The sequence below is a fragment of the Secundilactobacillus silagei JCM 19001 genome (genome assembly GCF_002217945.1).
Taxonomy (GTDB): Bacteria; Bacillota; Bacilli; order Lactobacillales; family Lactobacillaceae; genus Secundilactobacillus; species Secundilactobacillus silagei.
In genome coordinates, this window is the sequence record NZ_BCMG01000012.1 from 14,992 (window position 1) to 34,965 (window position 19,974).

Consider the following 19,974-nt stretch of genomic DNA (forward strand, 5'->3'; position numbering starts at 1 on the left):
TCTGACCCATTAAATTTAAGCAAAGCAAAAAACGTTTTGGCAGTAATGCTGAAACGTTTTTTGATTGTCATGATGTATTCGGAAACTTAACAGTTTTTGCTTAATATCAAAATAGAAATATAGTACGGCATTTCCTTGCTACTATCGCCGAGATCACATATCAGGTACAATGAGATTTGTCGCAACGCCTTGCACGCGTGATACCGCGCCGAGAGGTGGTGATGATTTTGTCACAATTTGATAGTGCGATCATCGCGCCTTTACTGGTTGGCGTGATCTTACTTTTTGTGGGTCACTGGCTAGACGGCCGAAAGTAGAGTAAGTTGCGATAACGTCTAGCAATTTGGCACTAGAGGCATCACCTTGTAGCGGGGTGATGCCTTTTTTATTGCAAAAAAAAGACCGTTACGTGTAGCGACCGCAACGGCTTGTAATGATTTTGCCACAATTTGATATGACTATATTTTAACACGAGTAAGCGTCGTTATCTACTGAAGAACTTTAAGTATTCTGAGTAATTAATAGTCAGGAACATAATTTTTTGGCGCAACCTGCCACTAAGCAAAATACCTATTTTTGATAAAGAAAATCACGCTAATAATCAAACAGGTGATGCTAATTACACGACCGGCAATTACGTCTATACTGTTGATAAGGGTAATTGGTAATCTAATTTCAAATAGTTTCATGGAAAAGGCTACAGAGTCCGTCATTATTGACGGGTTTTGCAGCCTTTTTTTTTACATTAGTGGCACATTTACTTTTCCGTTAATACTTCCATGCTATAATTTAAATTGAATCAAATTTAAGGGGGGCTCATCATGAAAAAATGGTTGAAGGTCTGTGTTGCTGCATTTGCACTGACGCTTGGTTTAGTAACTGCTTCATCGGTTGATGTTCACGCCAGCTCATTTACTTACTTTGGCAACAATGGGACAAAAACTTATCATCATAAAGTGATTAGCTATCAGAAATACACGTTAAATAAGACTTATTACAATACGACAACTGGTACTGTGGATAATATAACTAAGGAGATCACATATATTCCTAAAAACAGCATTGGGAAGGTTGTTTTCTACCATGCTTACGTGTTCCATGTATCGCCGAAGGTATCACGTTATCAAACTTGGGTTAAACTAACAGGTCGGGTATATAACAATTCTAATTCACCAGCCAATGCTTATTGGCGCGAATACGATGCAGATGATGAAGACGTTAGTTATTCACAGAACAATATTTTTACAGTAATATCCAGATCTACCTATGACTATTACTTTTCTAAGGGTACTAGCAAGAGTCCCGTTTTGTTCAGTCAAGCAGGATTAGTGCCTGGCAAATCTGAAGGCTTTCAACTTCTAGCTCATTCAAAGTACCCAACATCACGGCTTGGAAAGACAACGCTTGTTGCTCGGTTGTATTGCAATGGTGACAAAATGAAAGCATTTAATGTGAATATGAAGTAGATACGAAAGCTCTCTGGCAATAATGCCAGAGAGCTTTTTTATTTTTCACAAAACGTTATTTAGGTATCAAAATATCATTAAGCTTGGTCTAAACACGGATACTGTGTGTGCCATTGATGTTGAAGATCAGTTTTTACAGTACAATGTGATCGCTGATATCAATCTATTTTTAGACTACGTGTATCAGCATGGGTTTCATTACTTGGTCGTCTATGCCTCAGCCAGCTATCTGGATTGCTTCTTACGGCGTCAATCAGCCCGGAGTAGATAATGTCCAGGATTGGCAATATACCAATAATGGGTATCAGTTAAAAACGGATTTTAATTATGATTTTGCCGGTATTTTATCGTAAAAGCCACCGAGTCTTGGTGGCTTTTTTCATGCCTACAGATTGCAACAAATCCGGGACACGGACAACGAAGAACCCTTTAGTATAGTCACTGTAATCGCCGGTGATTAACCAAAAAATTGAAATGAGGTTTTAATATGGATGGTTCTTATACAGGTGCAGGTGCACATTTAAAATACAGATTAAATTTGGAAGATACAAATCATGCGATTCAAACGTTTTATGCCGGTCCTTCTAATGTTTATACATTACAACGGGTTGGTAATGATTCTATTCTAAGTCGTTGTGCTATTCAGTCAGATGGCGAAACAGCGGTTCAGGCTGAAGCTTCCATGATATTACAAGGATTTGGGCACAGTCAAATTCTACAATACTTTGAACATGGTGCAGATAATACGCCATATTTCTGGGTTGGTACACGTGGTGCTCTAACTGATCAGGGCAGTACCACGGAATGGCCTACACAGCTAGGACGTGTACACTATGTCTCAGGTGCTACCTTAGATTATACAGCTACTACGCGTCTTATTAGTGCACGTTATATTGGTGGAGCTTCATTCAGTCATATTCTTCGAGTTGAAGGGGCTCTATCTAGTGATAAGTCTACCTTAATGGTAATTGGCATTGATACTGAGCATCCACGTCATGCACAGTTTGCTATTTATGATAATGAGGCAATCAACAATATCTTAGACACTGTTGATGGTAGTGGTGATCCAACAATTGGTTTTGATGATTCACGAGTAAATGCTAGTGGTGTTCGATTAGGCACATTCCCAGTATCTAGTGTTTACCCCTTGTCTCAGTATGATTCTATTCAAGGAACGGAATTGGCTGATAATAACGCTATTTATTTTTCAGCTAGTGCGTCTGAAAAAAACGCAATTGCTATTTCTAAAATGAATTGGGGCGCTCAATCGTCAGAACATCAAGTTGTAGATAACATGTACTGGACTTCTAGAGAAACGGAAGGTGAAGGTATCCAACTTTCTGGCGACGATGTACTTATCGGTATTTGTTTGTATCCAGATGGTTCAACTGGATCTGCTCGCGATAACCGAATTTACTCATTTCCTAAGTCAGCATTTTAGGATAGAAGTCTTCGGGAGCAGCAGTGAAAAAGGCACGCAATTTTGCGTGCCTTTTTCATATCATGAGATATAAAATAATCTAATTTGCTGGTTTAGCAAGAATGATGCCAACGCTGTTTTCGTCAACATCTTTAAGTGGTGCATTTTGATAGTAAATTCCAATTTGATAATCTTTTAGTGAAGCGCGTTTTGATGCGGTGTAACCCGCTGCATCAAGCGCCCTTTCGATTGCCTGAAAGCGTTGTGATTCAGTCTGTGTATCCTGATAGCCATGGTAGAATAATTGATTAACATTAGTGAGTAGAATTGGGTCACGATATGATGCGTTAAAAGTGCTTGCCTCAGTTTTAAGGTTAAGTAGTGCATCACGGTTTTCAACGTAGTGTGACAGATTCAGTGATAGCTGACTATTAGGGAACAGCTGAAGCACTTTGTTAGTCAAAGCTTGAGACGGTGATTGCTTAATGTAGTTCAGGTAATCCGAATCCGACGTAAAGCCACGTAAGTAGAGGTTATTCCAGTGAGAATAATGACGGTTGTATCCCTTGGTTAAGTAATTGTGCCAAACATAACCGTAAACTGGAGATTTTTTTTGCGTAGGAGTGTATGACTCAACGGAATAATAGGTGGCGTTACTGCCGTTATGTTTCATCGTCACTGAAGCTTGAACGCCCCAAGACGTATTAGGGTAGTTCTTCAGGTTGTGCAGCTTCTTGGTATGACTCTTGTTCCAAAGATAAACGTTTTTGGTAGCACTTTTGGCATGATAGACTGGTGAGTTTGTATAAGTTTTGGTTTTGATAACGGTGTAGCTACTTGCGCTAGCTTGTGTTGCTCCAAACGAAGTAATTCCCGCTATAGCAACAGCTAAACCGAGCAAGATTTTGATTTTCTTCATGATATTCTCCCTAAATAATTCATTCGTTATAGATTAAGATTAATCTATTCGCTAATTGTTGTAAACCTTTTAAGCCTCCGAATTGTCAAATTAAGTGCAACAAATCTGGGACACAGGCAGCGAAGAACCCTCTAGTATAGTCACTGTAATCGCCGGTGATACAAATAAAATTAAAAAATGAGGGAAACTATTATGGCTGTTATTAATACAAACGAAACTAGGCAACCAATCACCACTCGAATTTGAGCGATAACTGGTTGCCTAGAAGAATAAAACTACTTAGTTCCAACTTTTTGGGTACAGGTCAATTAGCCCCTTTTATATCAATATTTTTTTAATTTATCGGCTTTGCCAAAATAAATTCTATTTGAGTAGTTGCTGGAGTAGAAGCTGGCATATTATTTTTATCATTTGCTGTAGTGCTTACAGCATTTTGAACATATACACCTAACTCATAATCCTTCATACTAGCTCGCTTTTGTGCATTATAGCCATGTGTGTCAAAATAATTTGATAATTTGTTAATAGTGGTGAAGCTTAATGCTAAAGTTTGTGGAGAAAAAATTTCACGTGCTTTTTCAGGGGCGAAGACATCTTTGTATCCAGGAACGTTAGAAGTATAGCCCGGTTGGTTTGAGGTAACATCGGTCTCAGTCATTGGGTTGTCATGAATATACTTTGAAAGCTTTAAAGTTACTTTACTATTTGGAAAGAGCTTCATTAAACCTCTTGCCAGTTTTTGAGTTTGAGAGCTTTCCAGATAGTTCTTGTAAGACAGATCGTTATTAAAACTAGTAATTGGTGTAACCTTAGCTTTAATAGGATATCCGCCATATACCAAACCAGTTATTTTTTTACCAAAATTAGTGACTTTAAAGTAAGTTGATTTTTTACTATTCACTGTTCTTGTAAAAGTTTGTACAATATACCAATCGGTGTTCTTGTAGCTATTAAGATTGTGGATTTTTTTGGTATGTTTCATGTTCCACATATAGGCATTATGAGATTTGATTTTGGTTAAATTCGGGAAGTAAGTGACCCAATTTCCACCATTATTAATATTATCAGGTGATGTAGATTTAAGAGTTGCAGCCCGACTTGTCGAGGTATTAAATATAATTCCAAGTCCGAAGACTATTCCTATTAGCAAAACGTTTTGGATAATTTTTCGCATATCATATTTTCCCTTCGTCTGTGTGATTTTTAATATGGTACTGTACTGTGAATAATTTATACTTTGATTGAGATCGTGTTTCAGAATTGTGAAAAAATCAGAATAATGTGTTTCATGGTGCTTTCAAATGTATTTATACTATTTTATGGTTACAATTTATAGTTTATTTGAGTAAACAAAACCTCGTGATTGACAAGGGTGAGTTAACATTGCAAGACTTTTTAGTTATTTACTAAAGGTTGAATATGAAGTAGGTTAAAAAGCGTTCCGACAATCATGCCGGAGCGTTTTTTTAACTTTTCATAGAAAGCTATTTAGGTATCAAAACAATAGTAAAAGCTACCGAGTCTTGGTGGCTTTTTTCATGCCTACGAATTGCAACAAATCCGGAACACGGGCAACGAAGAGCCCTTTAATATAGTCACTGTAATCGCGATGACATGGAATTCCGGAGTTCCAAAATAATATTAAAGGGGTTAAAATTATGGCAACAGCTACAAAAGCATATACATTAATTAATTTACCGATTGATTCTACAGGACATCAAAATGCTGTTCAAAAGACCTACGTTGGTACGACAAATATTTATTGTTTACAAAAATTTGGAAATGATACTGTTATTTCACAAGCGAGTATTGCAAATGGACAAACAATAATCGATTTTTCTGGAAGTCCGCAGATGAGAATCAAAAACACAGGACATGCACAAACGCTAGATTGGTTTTCGCATAATGGCAGTGACTACTTTCTTGTAGCAATTGATGGTAGAGCTAACGACTCATCTAGTACTGAGGAATGGGCCACACAACTTGGTCGAATTCAATTTCGTGCAAATTCACAAATCGATCTATATACAGAAGTTACGCGTTTGTCAGTTTTAAATCGGGCTAATAAATCAGGCAATAACTTTGGGTCTTTGCTTCGAGTAGAAGGAGCAATTTCAACTTCTCACGAATATCTATTAACCGTGGGTATCCGTGTTGGCGATCATCACGCTCAGTTGGCTTACTACGATTTGGAGGGTATTAATAATGTCCTTGATTCTGTAGAAGCAAGTGGTGGTCATTATATTGAGTGCAATAATTCTGATGTCCAACAATATTGCATTGACGACTGGGAAACACCAGGGAGCCTTTACCGAGCAATGGGAGTTAATGATGGCGTTCAAGGCTTGGATTTCTCAGATGGCCTGGCCGTTTACTTTACTAGTGGTAATCAGGATGAAACTCCTACGGTAATTAAAGTAGATTGGAAGAGTACTGACTTTCGAGGACGCACATGTTCAGGAGATTGGGGTAATCTCAATCTTGTTGAGACTGAAGGTATTCAAGTCAAAGATACGCTATACATGGGAATTACCACACATGCGTTACCAAAAAATGATCCTAATAACTATACAACCGCAAATTATGTTTACACCGTCGATAAAAGTAATTGGTAACGCGTGGTGCTAGTTAATTCTAAACCAAGTATCGACAAACAAACATTGTTCAATTCGCGTTTGAAATCCTGACAATGATCTAGCACGATTATGCTCCAGGTCAAAACAACTTACCCACTTCGAAAAGACCGTTTCGATACGCCGACGTTGCCGCTTTAGTAGTCGCTGATCTGCTTTCGGTTGCTTCATATTTCGGCGTTTCGGCGTCCAAAAATCAACGCCGATTTTGGCTAACTGCTGATGTAGTTTTTGACTTAAATACCCGACATCTCCTAGAATATGCTGACACAGATATTGATCAACCAGGATTGGTACCATTTTAATATCGTGTTTTGATGCTGCTGTGATGGTATAAGCCACGGCAACGCCTTGATTAGTGACTTCAAAACTACCTTTAAAACCGTAATACCACATTTTTTTGATGGCATTATAGCCAATATCAGCCTTCGATTTGAACAGTTTTGCGCGCCGATTACAAATATTTTGACACAGTGGCATCGGAAAACTATCAATGATGGTATAACTTGGTTGGGGCATAGCTGTCCACATTAAACCGCAGCGAATCAATTGAAAAAGTCGATTAGTACGGGCACAAATTCGGCTGAAACGAGAACGTTCTGGTAAGTTCTGAAAGCCCAGACTGGTTAGGAAGCGATAGAATCGTCGTTGATCGGTCATGCCTAGTTCGACTTGCCAACACAGTAAAGCTAATACCACTACATCAGTTAATTTAGCTTGTTTAACGTTCCGTCTAAACCGAATCGAACTGGGAATAAAGCGCTGATATAGCGGTTCTAAAACCTCACTCCGGCGATTCAATGGGGATTGAAATTTAATCGTACTTTGGTTACACTTAGCGTAGTCTGACATTGGTCTCACTTCTTTAGTTAGTGGTAACTTAAAGTGCAGCCGATTCAGGCTATTTTTTGTGCAACAATATTTAACTAGCACCACGCGTAATTGGTAATATAGTTTTGAATCTTCAAAGGTGCACTCAGATTGGTGCACCTTTTTTTGGGTGGAGATGTATGTGACTGTTTGAATGATATTTAAATTGTGTGTTAGTATACTAAAGATAAGATCAGAAAATCAATGAAGGGGATATCATTCAATGAAAAGATGGTTAAAAATCTGTGTTGCTGCGTTTGCACTGACGCTTGGTTTAGCAACTGCTTCAACAGTTGATGTTCATGCTAGTTCATTTACTTACTTTGGCAATAATGGGACAAAAACTTACCATCATAAAGTGATTAGCTATCAGAAGTACACATTAAACAAGACATACAATTTAAAGGATCCTTGGACGGGAGCCAGCTCCCAAGTTAGGCTTTACCATCTGTACGTTTTTCACGTTGCCCGTTCACAATCGCGGTACCAGACTTGGGTGAAGTTAACGGGACATGCACACTGCACTAACTCTACTTCTAATCCTGTTTCGAATTTGAATTTTGAAAATTCGACAATGGATGGTTTGACGACAGTAGGAATCATGAGAATTTTTGATTCTACACCAGCTGGTTATACGTTTTCAGCCAATGCTAGTAAAGCGCCTTACATGTTGAGCAAAACTGGTTTACCAAATGGTAAATCAGAATCGTTTCAGTTGCTTGACCACTCCAAAACAGCTACTCATAAACTCGGTAAAACCACTATTTGGCTATACATTACCCAAGGATTTGCGCAGTATCAGACTCTTAAACTAAACCTTAAATAGTCTAAAAAACGTTTCATTAAATGATGTGCACTAACTACACGACTGACAATTACGTTTATACGGTCGATAAAAGTAATTGGTAATCAAATTTAGGATAGTTTTATAAGAAAGGTTACGGATCTCTTCATTACTGAAGGGGGTCTGTAGCCTTCCTTTTTGAAAACAAGCTACTTTCATTTACATCTCGGTTAATACTCTCATGTTATAATTCAAGTGAATTTAAACTTTAAGGGGGAAAATCACCATGAAAAAATGGTTAAAAATTTGTGTCGCTGATTTTGCCCTAGTACTGGGCTTAGCAACTGCATCGACAGTTGATGTACATGCCAGCTCATTTACTTACTTTGGTAATAATGAAACGAAAATCTATCATCATAAGGTGCTTAGTTATCAGAAATACACGTTATCAAACTTGGGTTAAACTAACAGGTCGGGTATATAACAATTCTAATTCACCAGCCAATGCTTATTGGCGCGAATACGATGATGCAGATGATGATTCAGACGTTAGTTATTCACAGAACAATATTTTTACAGTAATATCCAGATCTACCTATGACTATTACTTTTCTAAGGGTACTAGCAAGAGTCCCGTTTTGTTCAGTCAAGCAGGATTAGTGCCTGGTAAATCTGAAGGTTTTCAACTTCTAGCTCATTCAAAGTACCCAACATCACGGCTTGGAAAGACAACGCTTGTTGCTCGGTTGTATTGCGATGGTGACAAAATGAAAGCATTTAATTTGAATATGAAGTAGATACAAAAGCGTTCTGACAATAATGCCAGAGCGCTTTTTTGATTATATCTTTAGACCCAGTTTTGCACCTAGTGGTTTTCTAGGGACAGAACAAAAGGCCACCTGCTGTACGGGTGGAAGATAATTTTTACTGGCTACGGGTTATTATTCTAGACGGATAAATGATTAACACTATGTTATCTATACAAATGGGCAAAGGGTTAGTTTAATTGTAATTCATTTATTTTTACTTATTGGACAATGAGTAAATTTGATAATTGAGGATAATTGAAATTATAGCGAAATTTATTTATTTGGATTTAGCGATTTATTGTAGGTTTGATTTCCTGTATCTAACGGGAATCAGATTTTTTTTGACTAATTTTCTAAAATATTAGATATTCGAGTTAAATCACCTTGAAAATATGGGAACATACGTTCTGTAGTCGTCTTCGAATGGTTCGATATAAGGACCATTTAATGATTGTACCCGTAATAATTGCGGCGAATATATCAAAATTCCAATGGGAGACGATTAAAAATCGATGGACTATGCAACAAAAACGGAACGCATTGTTTTCCTAATTAATTAACATAGGTTTTGAGTTCTTATTAATAAGGAATCTGTTTAAGTTTCCAAACTATAATAATGAGGTGATCTGTAATGGACGATTACGAACGTCAGCATCTAGAAAGTATTTTAAGAGATTATCCAAAAATCGATAAGTATATGGCGGTACGAATGGCCGAACTTTCATATCCTTATCAAGGACATAGTCATGTGCTTTCTAAATTAGCAGTAGGGACCATGCTATTTGATGACAGTATTGGTACTGATCGTTGTTTGGCACAACTAGAAATCAATAAGGAATGTATCAATTTTTGCTTAAAACATTCCGATTCGGATACACGAACCATTATCGAACAACTGTACTTTCATCATGAGAATAATCTGACCTTGGAAGGCATAGGAATGATTTTAAATATGAGTAAGTCCAATGTCAGTCGGAAGCGGGCAGCTTTTTTTGAATTTTTGAAGCAAGAGCTGGGCTATTAATGAAAGGGGGGCCTTTAACATGACAACAGGAACGTTAGATTTTGCGTCAATCGTAACTTTAATTTGCACCACTATTCCGGCAATATACAGGTTGCTGCATCCCTTTATTGCCGAAAAAGTGGCTACCGAAAAGAACCGTCAAGTTCAGCAGTGCTTACAGATCGCTGATAATTTAGCTTATTCAGCTGTGGCTGCGATGGCAAATTATGCCGCACTGTCTAAGAGTGAACGAAAAGTCCAAGCGGTAGACTATGTATTACAGCATATGGCGAAAACAGCTGGGAATATCTCTAAAGACGTTGTGGCCGATAAGGTTGAACTAGCTTACCAGGAATATAAGCACGTCACTTTGGGTGATAATCACAAAGCAGCAAGAGTTGATGAAACCGTAGTTGATCCAGATCTATTAATTGCGAATGGGGATAAATGAAATGACAACTGAATTTGCCGATATCAGTTCGTTTCAGCCAGATACTTTAGACTACATGCGGAAGCTACATAACCACGCAACGGGGTTATTCGTTAAGCTCACTGAAGGTTCTGAAAACGGTTCTCATTATGTGAATCCTAAAGCTGGTATGCAGCTGTTAAATGGCTTTGAATTCTTCAAATCAATTGGAGTCTATCATTATTTTAGAGGTAACAGTCAGCGCTACGGAATGAACGACCCCGTAAATGAGGCTAAGTGGTTCGTTAAAAACATCATTAAGCTTGGTCTAAACAGGGATACTGTGTGTGCCATTGATGTTGAAGATCAGTCTTTACAGTATAATGTGACCGCTGATATCAATCTATTTTTAGACTACCTGTATCAGCAGGGGTTTCATTACTTGGTCGTCTACGCCTCAGCCAGCTGGTTTAACAGCCAGCGAATCAAACGGGAGCAATTAAAATATCAGCCAGCTATCTGGGTTGCTACTTACGGCGTCAATCAGCCCGGAGTAGATAATGCCCAGACTTGGCAATATACCAATAATGGGTATCAGTTAAAAACGGATTTTAATTATGATTTTGCCGGTATTTTATCGTAAAAGCCACCGAGTCTTGGTGGCTTTTTTCATGTCTACAGATTGCAACAAATCCGGGATACGGGCAACGAAGAACCCTTTAATATAGTCACTGTAATCGCGATGACATGGAATTCCGGAATTCCAAAAAATAATATTAAAGAGGTTAAAAATTATGGCAACAGCTACAAAAGCATACACATTAATTAATTTACCGACAGCTGGTGGTGAACACCAACATGTTGTTCAAAAGACCTATGTTGGTACGACCCACATCTATTGCTTACAGCAATTTGATAACAGTACCAATACTTATATTACTCAAGGAAATATTGTACCGGGCCAAACCACTGTTGATTTTTCGCAAGGTGAAACAATGACTTTGGCTAATACTGGTCACGCACAAACGTTAGACTGGTACCAACATGATGGTAAGGACTATTTCTTAATAGCAACTTATCCTAAGGATACTGGTGGTACAGAATGGGCTACTCAGCTTGCGCGGGTTCAGTTCCAAGCGGGTCCCGTTGATCCCGCTTCACTTGATCATTTATCATGGCTAGATCATGCCAATAAGTCCGGGACAGACCTTGGAGACATGGAACGTGTTGAAGCAGCTATTTCCACTTCCCGTCAGTATCTACTTATTTTGGGCATTCGTGCCGGTGATCACCATGCACAGTTGACTTACTATAATCTTGAAGGTGTCAACAATGCACTAGACGCTAGTGTGGCTAGCGGTGCAACATCATTACGATGTGATTCCTCAGCAATGAAGGCTCAGGCAATTGATACTTGGCCTATGGACTATAACATCTATGGCAAAGTGGGTAATGGATCCGTTCAAGGTATGGATTTCTCTGATGGCTTAGCAGTCTACTTTAGTGGAGGTGCTATCGGGAAGGCACCATCAGTTACTAAGGTAGCATGGAAGAGTACAAACTTCCGACCACTTTACTTTACTGGTGACTGGGGTCCAAACCAAGAAACGGAAGGTATTCAGGTGAAGGATACCTTATATTTGGGGATCGCAACTCACGCTAATGATCTCAAGGGTGATGCTAATTACACGACTGGTAATTACGTCTATACTGTTGATAAGGGTAATTGGTAATTTAATATAGTTTCATGGGAAAGACTACAGAATCCGTCATTACTTGACAGGGACTGCAGCCTTTCTTTTTTAAACATTAGTGCCATATTTACTTCTCAGTTAATGCTTCCATGTTATAATTTAAATTGAATCAAACCTAAGGGAGGATTATTATGAAAAAATGGTTGAAAATCTGTGTTGCAGCATTTGCACTGACACTTGGTTTAGCAGCTGCTTCAACAGTTGATGCTCACGCCAGTTCATTTACGTATTTTGGCAACAATGGGACAAAAACCTATCATCATAAAGTAATTAGCTACCAGAAATACACGTTAAATAAGACTTATTACAATACAACTAACTTTCGGTATGATCCTGCAACAAAGAAGACTACTTACATTCCTGAAACTAGAATTGGGAAGGTTGTTTTCTACCATGCTTACGTTTTCCATGTATCACCAAAGGTATCCCGTTATCAGACTTGGGTTAAGCTAACAGGTCGGGTATATAACTATTCTAATTCGCCAGATAATGCTTATTGGCGGAATTATATCGCAGATTATGATGAAGACGAGGATGTTACGCCAGTATATACCCAGAACGACATTTTTGGTGTAGAAATAGGAGCAACTAGGTCGTACACACGAGCTACCTTTGACGTTAACTTCTCTAAAGGCACTAGCAAGAGTCCTGTCCTGTTTAGCGAAGCTGGTCTGGCTCCAGGCAAGTCTGAAGGGTTTCAATTGCTAGCTCATACTAAGCATCAGACATCACGACTTGGGAATACAAGGCTTTCTGTTGCCTTGTATAGTTATGGTGATCAATCAAAAAATTTATATTTGAATATGAAGTAGGTTAAAAAGCGTTCCGGCAATTATGCCGGGGCGCTTTTTATGTTGTGACGTATTCAGAAACTTAATAGTTTTAGATAATTAAGCTTTCGGGTGTCCATTTATTACAAATAGCTACCCGTAAATACTGTTAAAGCAGCATTCTCATTTAATTTCTGCTCAAACGATATCTATAATTAAGCTAGTCAAATAAATGGATACCTAAAAAAGCACTTTAAGTGGTTTCAACGGTTAATTATCATGTGCTGGCCTATTTAATATTGGTGAGTATTCCCCACTGTATGTATAACAAAGTACCTACCACAAAAAGCATCACAATTGAAAGAAAGCCATAACCAATACAACCCAAACATGAGTTCATTACGCCAAAACAGCCGTCTGGTTCATCATCATCCATGCTGACATTCCCCTTTCTAAATAGCGTTAAAACGTTATTTCAAACAATTACTCGTATAACTATACTGAATGCGCCGTAGTTATTCAATGTGTCATCATTCGTTAGCTGATACCGTATTTTTGGGGTAAACTATTTAGTAGTAGCATGATTAATTATAAAGGGGATAAGTTATGATAATGACGACTCAAAAAATTACTGATTTTCTAGCTGCAAATAACGTGGATCCTAACACATTAGGTGGATTCGCTGTGCAAAATAACTTTGGTGATGATTTGGTGATCGATGAAAAACCAGTCGATGATTTTTACACCTGCTTACAGGTTACTCGCCAGCAATTCGAAGAAAAGGCAACTAAAACTAAAATGGTCACCGCTTACAATAATTCGAAAATTGAAATCGTGTTGTTTAGCTGGCGTAAAGAACGGGCAGCGGGCACACCTAAGTATACCGATAGCGGTGATACTGGGGTCATTGTTAATACTGGTGCTGCGGTTTACGTCGACGTCTTTTCAGATAAAGACTTAAACAAACAGTTAGGCGCGTTGATCAGTAACTATATCGTTAAATAGATGCCTCATTGATAGGGGTGCTGGTTAGGGCTGGCAGCCTTTTGAATTTACTCAAGTCAATCATTCGTGAAAGCCCTAACATGGTATACTTAACAAGATAATCAATTATTGTTTGGAGGATGGTTTAATGCATACTTATGCGATAAAGTCGATTTCACAGACGGACAGGGAAGCTATGCAACAAAAGCTTGACCAGCTTGCTAAGCCCATAGCCGGTTTAGGCCGTTTGGAAGAATTAGCGGTGACGATAGCTGGGATTCAACACCAGCCTGAATTATCGGTATCAAAACGGTGCTGTCTGGTCTTTGCGGCCGATCACGGTGTCGCCAGTGAAGGTGTTTCAGCTACTCCTCAAAAGGTAACTGCCATTCAGTCCGTTAATTTACTTAACGGGCATACAGCTGCTGGGGCGATGGCCGCTAGTGTTCACTGCGGCCTAGAAGTCATCGATATGGGTGTCCGCGCCTCTCTGCCAGATAAGCGCATTATTCATCGTAAAATTCGCTGGGGGACCCGGGACATGCTGGTAGAACCAGCCATGACGCGCGACGAAGCGCAGCAGTCTATCGAAACTGGGCGAGAAGTCGCCAAGCAAGCGATTGCGGATGGCAACCGGGTGCTGTTACTAGGCGAGCTGGGTATTGCGAACACGACTGCGGCGGCGGCCATTTTAGCTGCCCGCTACGCCCTTTCTCCAGCCCAAACGGTTGGTTACGGCTCCAATATTTCTGAGAAACGTTATCAGCATAAAATTGACGTGGTGACCCAAGCACTTCACAAATGGCAGCCGGCTAGTGATGACGCGCTTGAAATTCTGCGGACGGTTGGCGGTTATGAAATTGGTGGTAATGCAGGTGCTATCATTGGTGCTGCGGAAGAGGGTGTGCCCATTATACTGGATGGGTTTATTTCTTACGCTGCCTTGTCCTTAGCCGAATTATTGGTGCCAGGAATCGAGCAGCACGTAATTGCTTCGCACGCCTCTAAAGAAAGCGGCACGGCATTAGTCACCAATCTGTTAAACATTAACCCGTTATTAGACCTGAACTTAGCGGTTGGTGAGGGCACTGGTGCGCTTTTAGTATTGCCATTGATCGATGCCATTCAAAGCGTATTAACCCAAATGAATACGCAAACGGATATGCAGTTTGGGTATCAACCGTAGAGATTGTGCTGGGCTGCTGATTTAGAATCATAAAATCTTATACATGAAGGCTACTGCTCTAAATTGAGACAATAGTCTTTTTTATTTCTAATTGAATGAGTCATTAATAGGTATTTTGCTTGAATCAATAATTAATCATATAATATGACGTATATTGAACACAATAAACTACATATTTGGAGGCACCGTTTTATGAAAATTCGTCCCATTGAACCCAAGGATAATCAGCCGTTAAAAGCGATTATTCAATCAGCAATTCGCGAGTATGGTAATAATTTACCCAATTCGCCGTACTATGATACGGTTTTAGATCATCTGGCAGAGCATTATGCGGCCCAGGATAAAGCCAAGTATTGGGTGGCAGAAGTTGACGGTGAATTAGTCGGTGGCGCGGGTTTAGGTCCATTTAGCTACCCGAAAACCGCTGAATTTCAAAAGCTATACCTATCGCCGAAAGCCCGGGGACATCATATTGGGCATCAACTAGAAATTACAGCTGAAAAGGCTGCTAAAGAGTTTGGTTACGAAAAGTTCTACATCGAAACCTTTATGAACTATACAGCGGCTCGGGGGCTATACAAGCACGTTGGCTTTAAGCAGCTGGATCAGCCGTTAGCGAAACCGTCTCATAGTGCTTGTGATGCTTGGTATGTTAAGGATATTAAATAGGTGAAAGGGACAGCTATTCTGATTCAAAAAGAGTAAACAGCTTTTTACTCTAAACTTAATGGAAGAATTGAAATGAATCTAAAATTTAACAATAAATAATTGTACATTTGCTATATTGGTCCAGACACTGATGACATTAAAAGCTGAAATTAATTGGAGATTCTAGTGATGAAACTTTTTTTAAAGTCCTGTGTAGTATTAATAGCAGGGTTATCTTTTACCATTGCAACGCAAGTAACTTCTCATGCTTCTACGTATCATAGCTATATACCTGCTAAGCTTAGGGGGACATGGCAAATGCACGAGTATGACGATGCAGTGTCTGGCTCAGATTTACATATGTATAAACACAGTGTCGCCTGGGGTCATGCTCATATGAAGTTGACTAATTTACATGAGTATAAACACGATCATTTTTCTCTTCAATTTAAAAACCATCAAGGGTTTAGGGTGATTTATAAGAAACGTGTGATCCAGAGTCGTACGGGGGTACCTTCTATTTCTATTGCTGTGGGGTCTCAATTTGATTCTGATGCAATCCTTTATAAGGGGAATATATTTAAGTATCCTCTTAAAAAAGTTGATAATTTTATAGAACTCACTGATGAAGATGGTGAATTGGATTCTGAAGACTCACAACTTTATGACGATGATGTAATGTTTTTTGGAAAAACGAAGCCTTATTCAACCGTCACTTTTGATGATGATAGCGGGACAACTGCTATTGCTAGAAAAGATGGTACTTTTACGATGCATTTAAATGGGCGGATACATGATTATGCTCATGCAGGAGAAACCGTTACTTTAACCTCTGTTCAACCTCATCACTATCGTGGGGTTACTGAAACTTACATGGTTTATGAAGATCCAGATAGAGATGATGATGACGACGATAGCGAAATTGAAAATAATGATCTTCCAAGTAACGATATCAATTCATATGATCGGATTTTAGACGGTTATGCCAATTAGTGTTTAAATGTTTATTTGGAGCTGGGATACAGTACTGTAAAATTGAATTAAGTAGTATTTGTATATGTAATTACCAATCTTTAACTTAGGGTGTGACAAAATGGCAAATTTAGTAGTCGATTCAGCTTTTTGGGAACTATTTCCAGACGCACAGATCAGTGCGCTGTCCGTTCATGGACTGAATAACGCAATTGATGAGGCAAAGAAACCGCATTTTCAAGCGTTGCTAGATGACGCGATGGACAAGTCCCATCAGTATCTAACGGCAGATCCGTTTCGCAGTAATCCAGTGGTTGCGCAATGGCGCGAGGCTTATACGAGATTCAAAAAGAAGCGGGGTGCTCGCTCATCGATTGAAGCATTACTGAAGCGGGTCGATCAGGGGAAGAGTCTTTCACCGATCAATCCCTTGGTCGACGTATATAACAGCGTCTCCTTGGAATTTGGCGTGCCTTGTGGCGGTGAGAACTTAGCTGCGATGGATGGTCCAATGCATCTGGGCGTTGCTAAAGGTGGCGAGGCTTTTAAACCGCTGGGTGAAGATGAAGACGAACCGGCTCTGCCAGGTGAAGTGATCTACTACGACAAGATTGGCGCCATCTGCCGCTGCTTTAACTGGCGCGATGGTGAACGAACCATGTTAACTGATCAGACCACGGATGCCATTTTAGTGATCGAAGCCATCAATCAGGAACAGCGCGTGCGCCAGGCCGAAGCGGTGACCGCGATGAAGGCGCGGATTAAAGCCGAGTTTGGCGTTGATGCTGAAGTTGACGCGTTGACGGCTGAGTAAATAAGATAGTCATTAATTTTAAACAATAAGTGCCCAGTTTCATCTTTTTGGATGAGGCTGGGCACTTATTGTTTTGACTATTTTAGATTATAACGCTGATAGTATCTGCCGTAACCGTACCTGCAATTGCGGAATCTGGGCCGAATTCAAATCAGCGAACCCCATGCGTAGCTTGTTTTGATGCGCACCAAATAGAAAATCGGGTTGAACCAGCACCTTTTGCTTGAGAAACAAGGTGTAGTCCGTGACATTTAGCTGGCGTGTCAGCTGTAAATGCACCCAGAAACTATTGCCGTTAACGGGGAGCTGGTAGGTTAACTGTCCCTGATCAACAAAAGGTTGCAGGGCCTGTTGCAGCAAGGCTTGCTGTTGCTGCAGACGGTTGGCTTGACGCTGAATCTGCTGGTGCAGATCAGGCTGCGCTAAGAACTGCGCGGCGATAATCTGGGGGAAGATACTCATGCCGGCTTCCATTTGCTGGCGAATATCGGCTAACTGATCCACGATAAACGCTGGTGCCAATAGCCAGCCGACCCGCGCGTGGTTGCCGACCAGTGAAGACAGTGAGCCGACGTACAGCACGTTATTAGGATCCAGGGCTTTTAGCAGCGGCACCGATGCGGGCGCGTCAAAGGAGTTGGCGATACCAAAGGGATCATCTTCGACAATGGGGAGCTTCAGTGTTTGGCAGACCCGAATCAGGGCTTTTCGTTTAGCCAGCGGCATCATTTGCCCAGTGGGGTTTTGACCGTTGGGGTTAACGAACAGGAAGCGAAAGCGGTGTTTGTAGTATTCTTGCTGGAGCCGATTCAGGTCCAGACTGCCATCCGCCAGCAAGGGGATGCCGTAGACCCGGATACCAGCCACCTGAAAGAAGGTCAGCTGGTAAAAGTAAGACGGTTTTTCAATGGCGATCGCGTCGCCATAGGAAAGTAAGCCCTGCGTGATTAGATAAAAGGCCTGCTGCGCGCCAGAAGTAATCAGCAACTGGTTAGCGGTGACTGGTTGCTGCAGTAACGTTGATAGCCGGGAAACCAATCGTGATTTAAGCGCGGCGATCCCGCTGATATCGACCTGATTTTCCTGTTCCACCACTTGCTTGGCCGAGATGTGGTTTGGCGAAATGGGCAGTGCCATGGTGTTGGGAACCTTAAAATTGGTCAGATTAATGGCCTGCGGATCTGATTCTAGGTTACGCAGTTGGGTCAGGTAGTTTTCAGGGTCGCTGAAGCGGTTAGCGGCGAGGTAGGTGCGCCAATTAACGGTTTCGTTCAAAACGCCCCATTTATCCGTACTGACCCAGGTACCGCTGCCACGTTTTCGCGACAACAAGCCGTTACTGACGAGTTCGTTTAACGCTCGTTGAATGGTTGACCGGTTAACGGTGAGCATCTGGGCTAATTTACGTTCGGCCGGCAGCTGCTGACCGGGTAATAGATTGCCAGTATTGATGGCATTAGTGATCAGGGTAATGACCTTCACGTATAACGATTGGTTGCCACTGGGAAGCTGCCAATTCATGCTGTCACCTTCTTTTTAAAATTGGGTGGTTAATTTACCATCCAATTGGTTGCTGTCATTATAGTTGTTCAGCCTTAGTATGTAAATAATTTAAAGAGATGGAGGAATGACGATGAAAGAAACAGGAACAACAACGGTTAAACGTGGTATGGCGCAGATGCAAAGGGGCGGCGTCATTATGGATGTCGCTAACGTGGAACAGGCGAAGATTGCGGAGAATGCTGGTGCGGTTGCCGTCATGGCGCTGGAACGGGTCCCTTCAGATATTCGTGCAGCTGGTGGTGTGGCCCGGATGTCTGACCCAGCAATGATCAAGGCGATTATGGCTGCAGTCACGATTCCGGTCATGGCGAAGGTCCGCATTGGTCACATTGCTGAAGCCCGTATTTTGGAAGCCATTGGTGTTGATTACATAGATGAAAGTGAAGTATTGACGCCAGCCGATGATAACTATCACATTAATAAAAACGATTACAAGGTGCCCTTTGTTTGCGGTTGCCGTGATTTAGGTGAAGCTTTACGCCGAATCGGTGAAGGCGCCTCTATGATGCGGACCAAGGGTGAACCGGGTACTGGCAACATTATCGAAGCGGTGCGCCACATGGAAAAGGTCAACGAACAGATCGGTCACGTCAAGGTGGCTGATCCGGATCAACTGATGACTATTAGCCGGGATCTTAAGGCACCTTATGAACTAGTCAAGCAGGTGCATGATCTAGGCAAACTGCCCGTTGTAAACTTTGCGGCCGGCGGGGTCTCAACACCAGCGGATGCGGCCCTCATGATGAACTTAGGCGCTGACGGCATTTTCGTTGGTTCCGGGATCTTTAAGTCGGAGAACCCAGCGAAGTTCGCGAAGGCTATCGTGACCGCTACGGCGCACCCAACGGACTACGCGTTGATTGCTAAGGTATCCGAACATTTGGGCAAGCCAATGAAGGGTATCGACATTTCAACGTTGACGGAAGACCAAAAGATGGCGGATCGCGGTATCTAAAAAGGGGGCAATGTG

The 19,974-nt window shown here is 40.8% G+C and carries 23 protein-coding genes; 18 read left to right on the forward strand and 5 right to left on the reverse strand.

Features of this window, described 5'->3' with window-relative positions; translation table 11 throughout:
• The first annotated feature begins 227 nt into the window (after nucleotides 1-227).
• The 4 genes from CES79_RS12725 to CES79_RS10585 all read left to right on the forward strand — a co-directional run bounded on the left by CES79_RS12725 (nucleotide 228) and on the right by CES79_RS10585 (nucleotide 2,907).
• The gene (locus tag CES79_RS12725) at nucleotides 228-317 is read left to right on the forward strand and encodes a type I toxin-antitoxin system Fst family toxin (RefSeq protein ID WP_204772910.1); all 90 of its coding nucleotides are present in this window, start codon (nucleotides 228-230) and stop codon (nucleotides 315-317) included.
• A 504-nt stretch (nucleotides 318-821) separates the two neighbouring features.
• On the forward strand, nucleotides 822-1,466 hold the full coding sequence (locus tag CES79_RS10575; protein WP_054655791.1) for a hypothetical protein: 645 nt from the start codon (nucleotides 822-824) through the stop codon (nucleotides 1,464-1,466).
• A 188-nt stretch (nucleotides 1,467-1,654) separates the two neighbouring features.
• Complete coding sequence (locus CES79_RS12875) at nucleotides 1,655-1,819, forward strand: hypothetical protein (RefSeq protein WP_159459491.1); 165 nt, start codon at nucleotides 1,655-1,657, stop codon at nucleotides 1,817-1,819.
• Nucleotides 1,820-1,953: 134 nt separating this feature from the next.
• Nucleotides 1,954-2,907 (forward strand): helveticin J family class III bacteriocin, encoded by a 954-nt coding sequence (locus CES79_RS10585; RefSeq protein WP_089137165.1) that lies wholly within the window; start codon nucleotides 1,954-1,956, stop codon nucleotides 2,905-2,907.
• A 79-nt stretch (nucleotides 2,908-2,986) separates the two neighbouring features.
• Here CES79_RS10585 and CES79_RS10590 read toward each other — a convergent pair whose 3' ends face one another.
• Together CES79_RS10590 and CES79_RS10595 are read right to left on the reverse strand one after the other, a co-directional pair.
• Nucleotides 2,987-3,805, reverse strand: a complete 819-nt coding sequence (locus CES79_RS10590; RefSeq protein WP_054655799.1) for a hypothetical protein — start codon at nucleotides 3,803-3,805, stop codon at nucleotides 2,987-2,989.
• A gap of 334 nt (nucleotides 3,806-4,139) precedes the next feature.
• Nucleotides 4,140-4,979 (reverse strand): D-alanyl-D-alanine carboxypeptidase, encoded by an 840-nt coding sequence (locus CES79_RS10595; RefSeq protein WP_089137166.1) that lies wholly within the window; start codon nucleotides 4,977-4,979, stop codon nucleotides 4,140-4,142.
• A gap of 484 nt (nucleotides 4,980-5,463) precedes the next feature.
• Here CES79_RS10595 and CES79_RS10600 point away from each other — a divergent pair, with 484 nt between their 5' ends.
• Nucleotides 5,464-6,420 (forward strand): helveticin J family class III bacteriocin, encoded by a 957-nt coding sequence (locus CES79_RS10600; protein ID WP_089137167.1) that lies wholly within the window; start codon nucleotides 5,464-5,466, stop codon nucleotides 6,418-6,420.
• A gap of 9 nt (nucleotides 6,421-6,429) precedes the next feature.
• Here CES79_RS10600 and CES79_RS10605 read toward each other — a convergent pair whose 3' ends face one another.
• Complete coding sequence (locus CES79_RS10605) at nucleotides 6,430-7,290, reverse strand: IS982 family transposase (RefSeq protein ID WP_089137168.1); 861 nt, start codon at nucleotides 7,288-7,290, stop codon at nucleotides 6,430-6,432.
• A gap of 241 nt (nucleotides 7,291-7,531) precedes the next feature.
• Between CES79_RS10605 and CES79_RS10610 the strand changes: the two genes are divergently transcribed.
• The 7 genes from CES79_RS10610 (at nucleotide 7,532) to CES79_RS10635 (ending at nucleotide 12,879) form a co-directional block, all read left to right on the forward strand.
• Complete coding sequence (locus CES79_RS10610; protein WP_054655807.1) at nucleotides 7,532-8,134, forward strand: hypothetical protein; 603 nt, start codon at nucleotides 7,532-7,534, stop codon at nucleotides 8,132-8,134.
• A 244-nt stretch (nucleotides 8,135-8,378) separates the two neighbouring features.
• Nucleotides 8,379-8,555 (forward strand): hypothetical protein, encoded by a 177-nt coding sequence (locus CES79_RS12880; protein ID WP_159459492.1) that lies wholly within the window; start codon nucleotides 8,379-8,381, stop codon nucleotides 8,553-8,555.
• Between the two features lie 977 nt (nucleotides 8,556-9,532).
• Nucleotides 9,533-9,925 (forward strand): DUF722 domain-containing protein, encoded by a 393-nt coding sequence (locus CES79_RS10615; protein ID WP_089137169.1) that lies wholly within the window; start codon nucleotides 9,533-9,535, stop codon nucleotides 9,923-9,925.
• 19 nt (nucleotides 9,926-9,944) lie between these two features.
• Nucleotides 9,945-10,355: a hypothetical protein gene (locus CES79_RS10620; RefSeq protein ID WP_054655811.1), complete on the forward strand. Its 411-nt coding sequence runs from the start codon at nucleotides 9,945-9,947 to the stop codon at nucleotides 10,353-10,355.
• Between the two features lies 1 nt (nucleotide 10,356).
• A complete protein-coding gene (locus CES79_RS10625) occupies nucleotides 10,357-10,956 on the forward strand; it encodes a GH25 family lysozyme (protein WP_054655813.1) in 600 nt (199 codons plus the stop codon).
• 151 nt (nucleotides 10,957-11,107) lie between these two features.
• Entirely contained in the window at nucleotides 11,108-12,046 is a 939-nt protein-coding gene (locus tag CES79_RS10630) for a helveticin J family class III bacteriocin (protein WP_054655815.1), read from the forward strand.
• Nucleotides 12,047-12,198: 152 nt separating this feature from the next.
• Nucleotides 12,199-12,879 carry a hypothetical protein gene (locus CES79_RS10635; protein ID WP_089137171.1) on the forward strand — a complete coding sequence of 227 codons (681 nt, stop codon included), beginning with the start codon at nucleotides 12,199-12,201 and terminating at the stop codon, nucleotides 12,877-12,879.
• Nucleotides 12,880-13,126: 247 nt separating this feature from the next.
• On the opposite strand, the gene CES79_RS12885 is transcribed toward CES79_RS10635, so the two are convergent.
• Nucleotides 13,127-13,273: a hypothetical protein gene (locus tag CES79_RS12885; RefSeq protein WP_159459493.1), complete on the reverse strand. Its 147-nt coding sequence runs from the start codon at nucleotides 13,271-13,273 to the stop codon at nucleotides 13,127-13,129.
• 170 nt (nucleotides 13,274-13,443) lie between these two features.
• On the opposite strand from CES79_RS12885, the gene CES79_RS10640 reads away from it, so the two are divergent.
• From CES79_RS10640 to CES79_RS10660, 5 genes are all read left to right on the forward strand, one after another.
• A complete protein-coding gene (locus CES79_RS10640; protein WP_089137172.1) occupies nucleotides 13,444-13,842 on the forward strand; it encodes a hypothetical protein in 399 nt (132 codons plus the stop codon).
• A 127-nt stretch (nucleotides 13,843-13,969) separates the two neighbouring features.
• Nucleotides 13,970-15,007 carry a nicotinate-nucleotide--dimethylbenzimidazole phosphoribosyltransferase gene (gene cobT / locus CES79_RS10645; protein WP_089137173.1) on the forward strand — a complete coding sequence of 346 codons (1,038 nt, stop codon included), beginning with the start codon at nucleotides 13,970-13,972 and terminating at the stop codon, nucleotides 15,005-15,007.
• Between the two features lie 192 nt (nucleotides 15,008-15,199).
• Entirely contained in the window at nucleotides 15,200-15,676 is a 477-nt protein-coding gene (locus CES79_RS10650) for a GNAT family N-acetyltransferase (protein ID WP_054655825.1), read from the forward strand.
• 168 nt (nucleotides 15,677-15,844) lie between these two features.
• Nucleotides 15,845-16,648, forward strand: coding sequence for a hypothetical protein (locus CES79_RS10655; protein WP_133286369.1), 804 nt, complete (start codon nucleotides 15,845-15,847; stop codon nucleotides 16,646-16,648).
• Nucleotides 16,649-16,748: 100 nt separating this feature from the next.
• Nucleotides 16,749-17,441: a B3/B4 domain-containing protein gene (locus CES79_RS10660; protein WP_054655831.1), complete on the forward strand. Its 693-nt coding sequence runs from the start codon at nucleotides 16,749-16,751 to the stop codon at nucleotides 17,439-17,441.
• An 87-nt stretch (nucleotides 17,442-17,528) separates the two neighbouring features.
• Here the strand turns inward: CES79_RS10660 and CES79_RS10665 are convergent, their stop codons facing one another.
• A complete protein-coding gene (locus CES79_RS10665) occupies nucleotides 17,529-18,962 on the reverse strand; it encodes an aminotransferase-like domain-containing protein (RefSeq protein ID WP_089137176.1) in 1,434 nt (477 codons plus the stop codon).
• A 112-nt stretch (nucleotides 18,963-19,074) separates the two neighbouring features.
• On the opposite strand from CES79_RS10665, the gene pdxS reads away from it, so the two are divergent.
• The gene (gene pdxS, locus CES79_RS10670) at nucleotides 19,075-19,959 is read left to right on the forward strand and encodes a pyridoxal 5'-phosphate synthase lyase subunit PdxS (protein WP_054655835.1); all 885 of its coding nucleotides are present in this window, start codon (nucleotides 19,075-19,077) and stop codon (nucleotides 19,957-19,959) included.
• The last annotated feature ends 15 nt before the right edge of the window (nucleotides 19,960-19,974 follow it).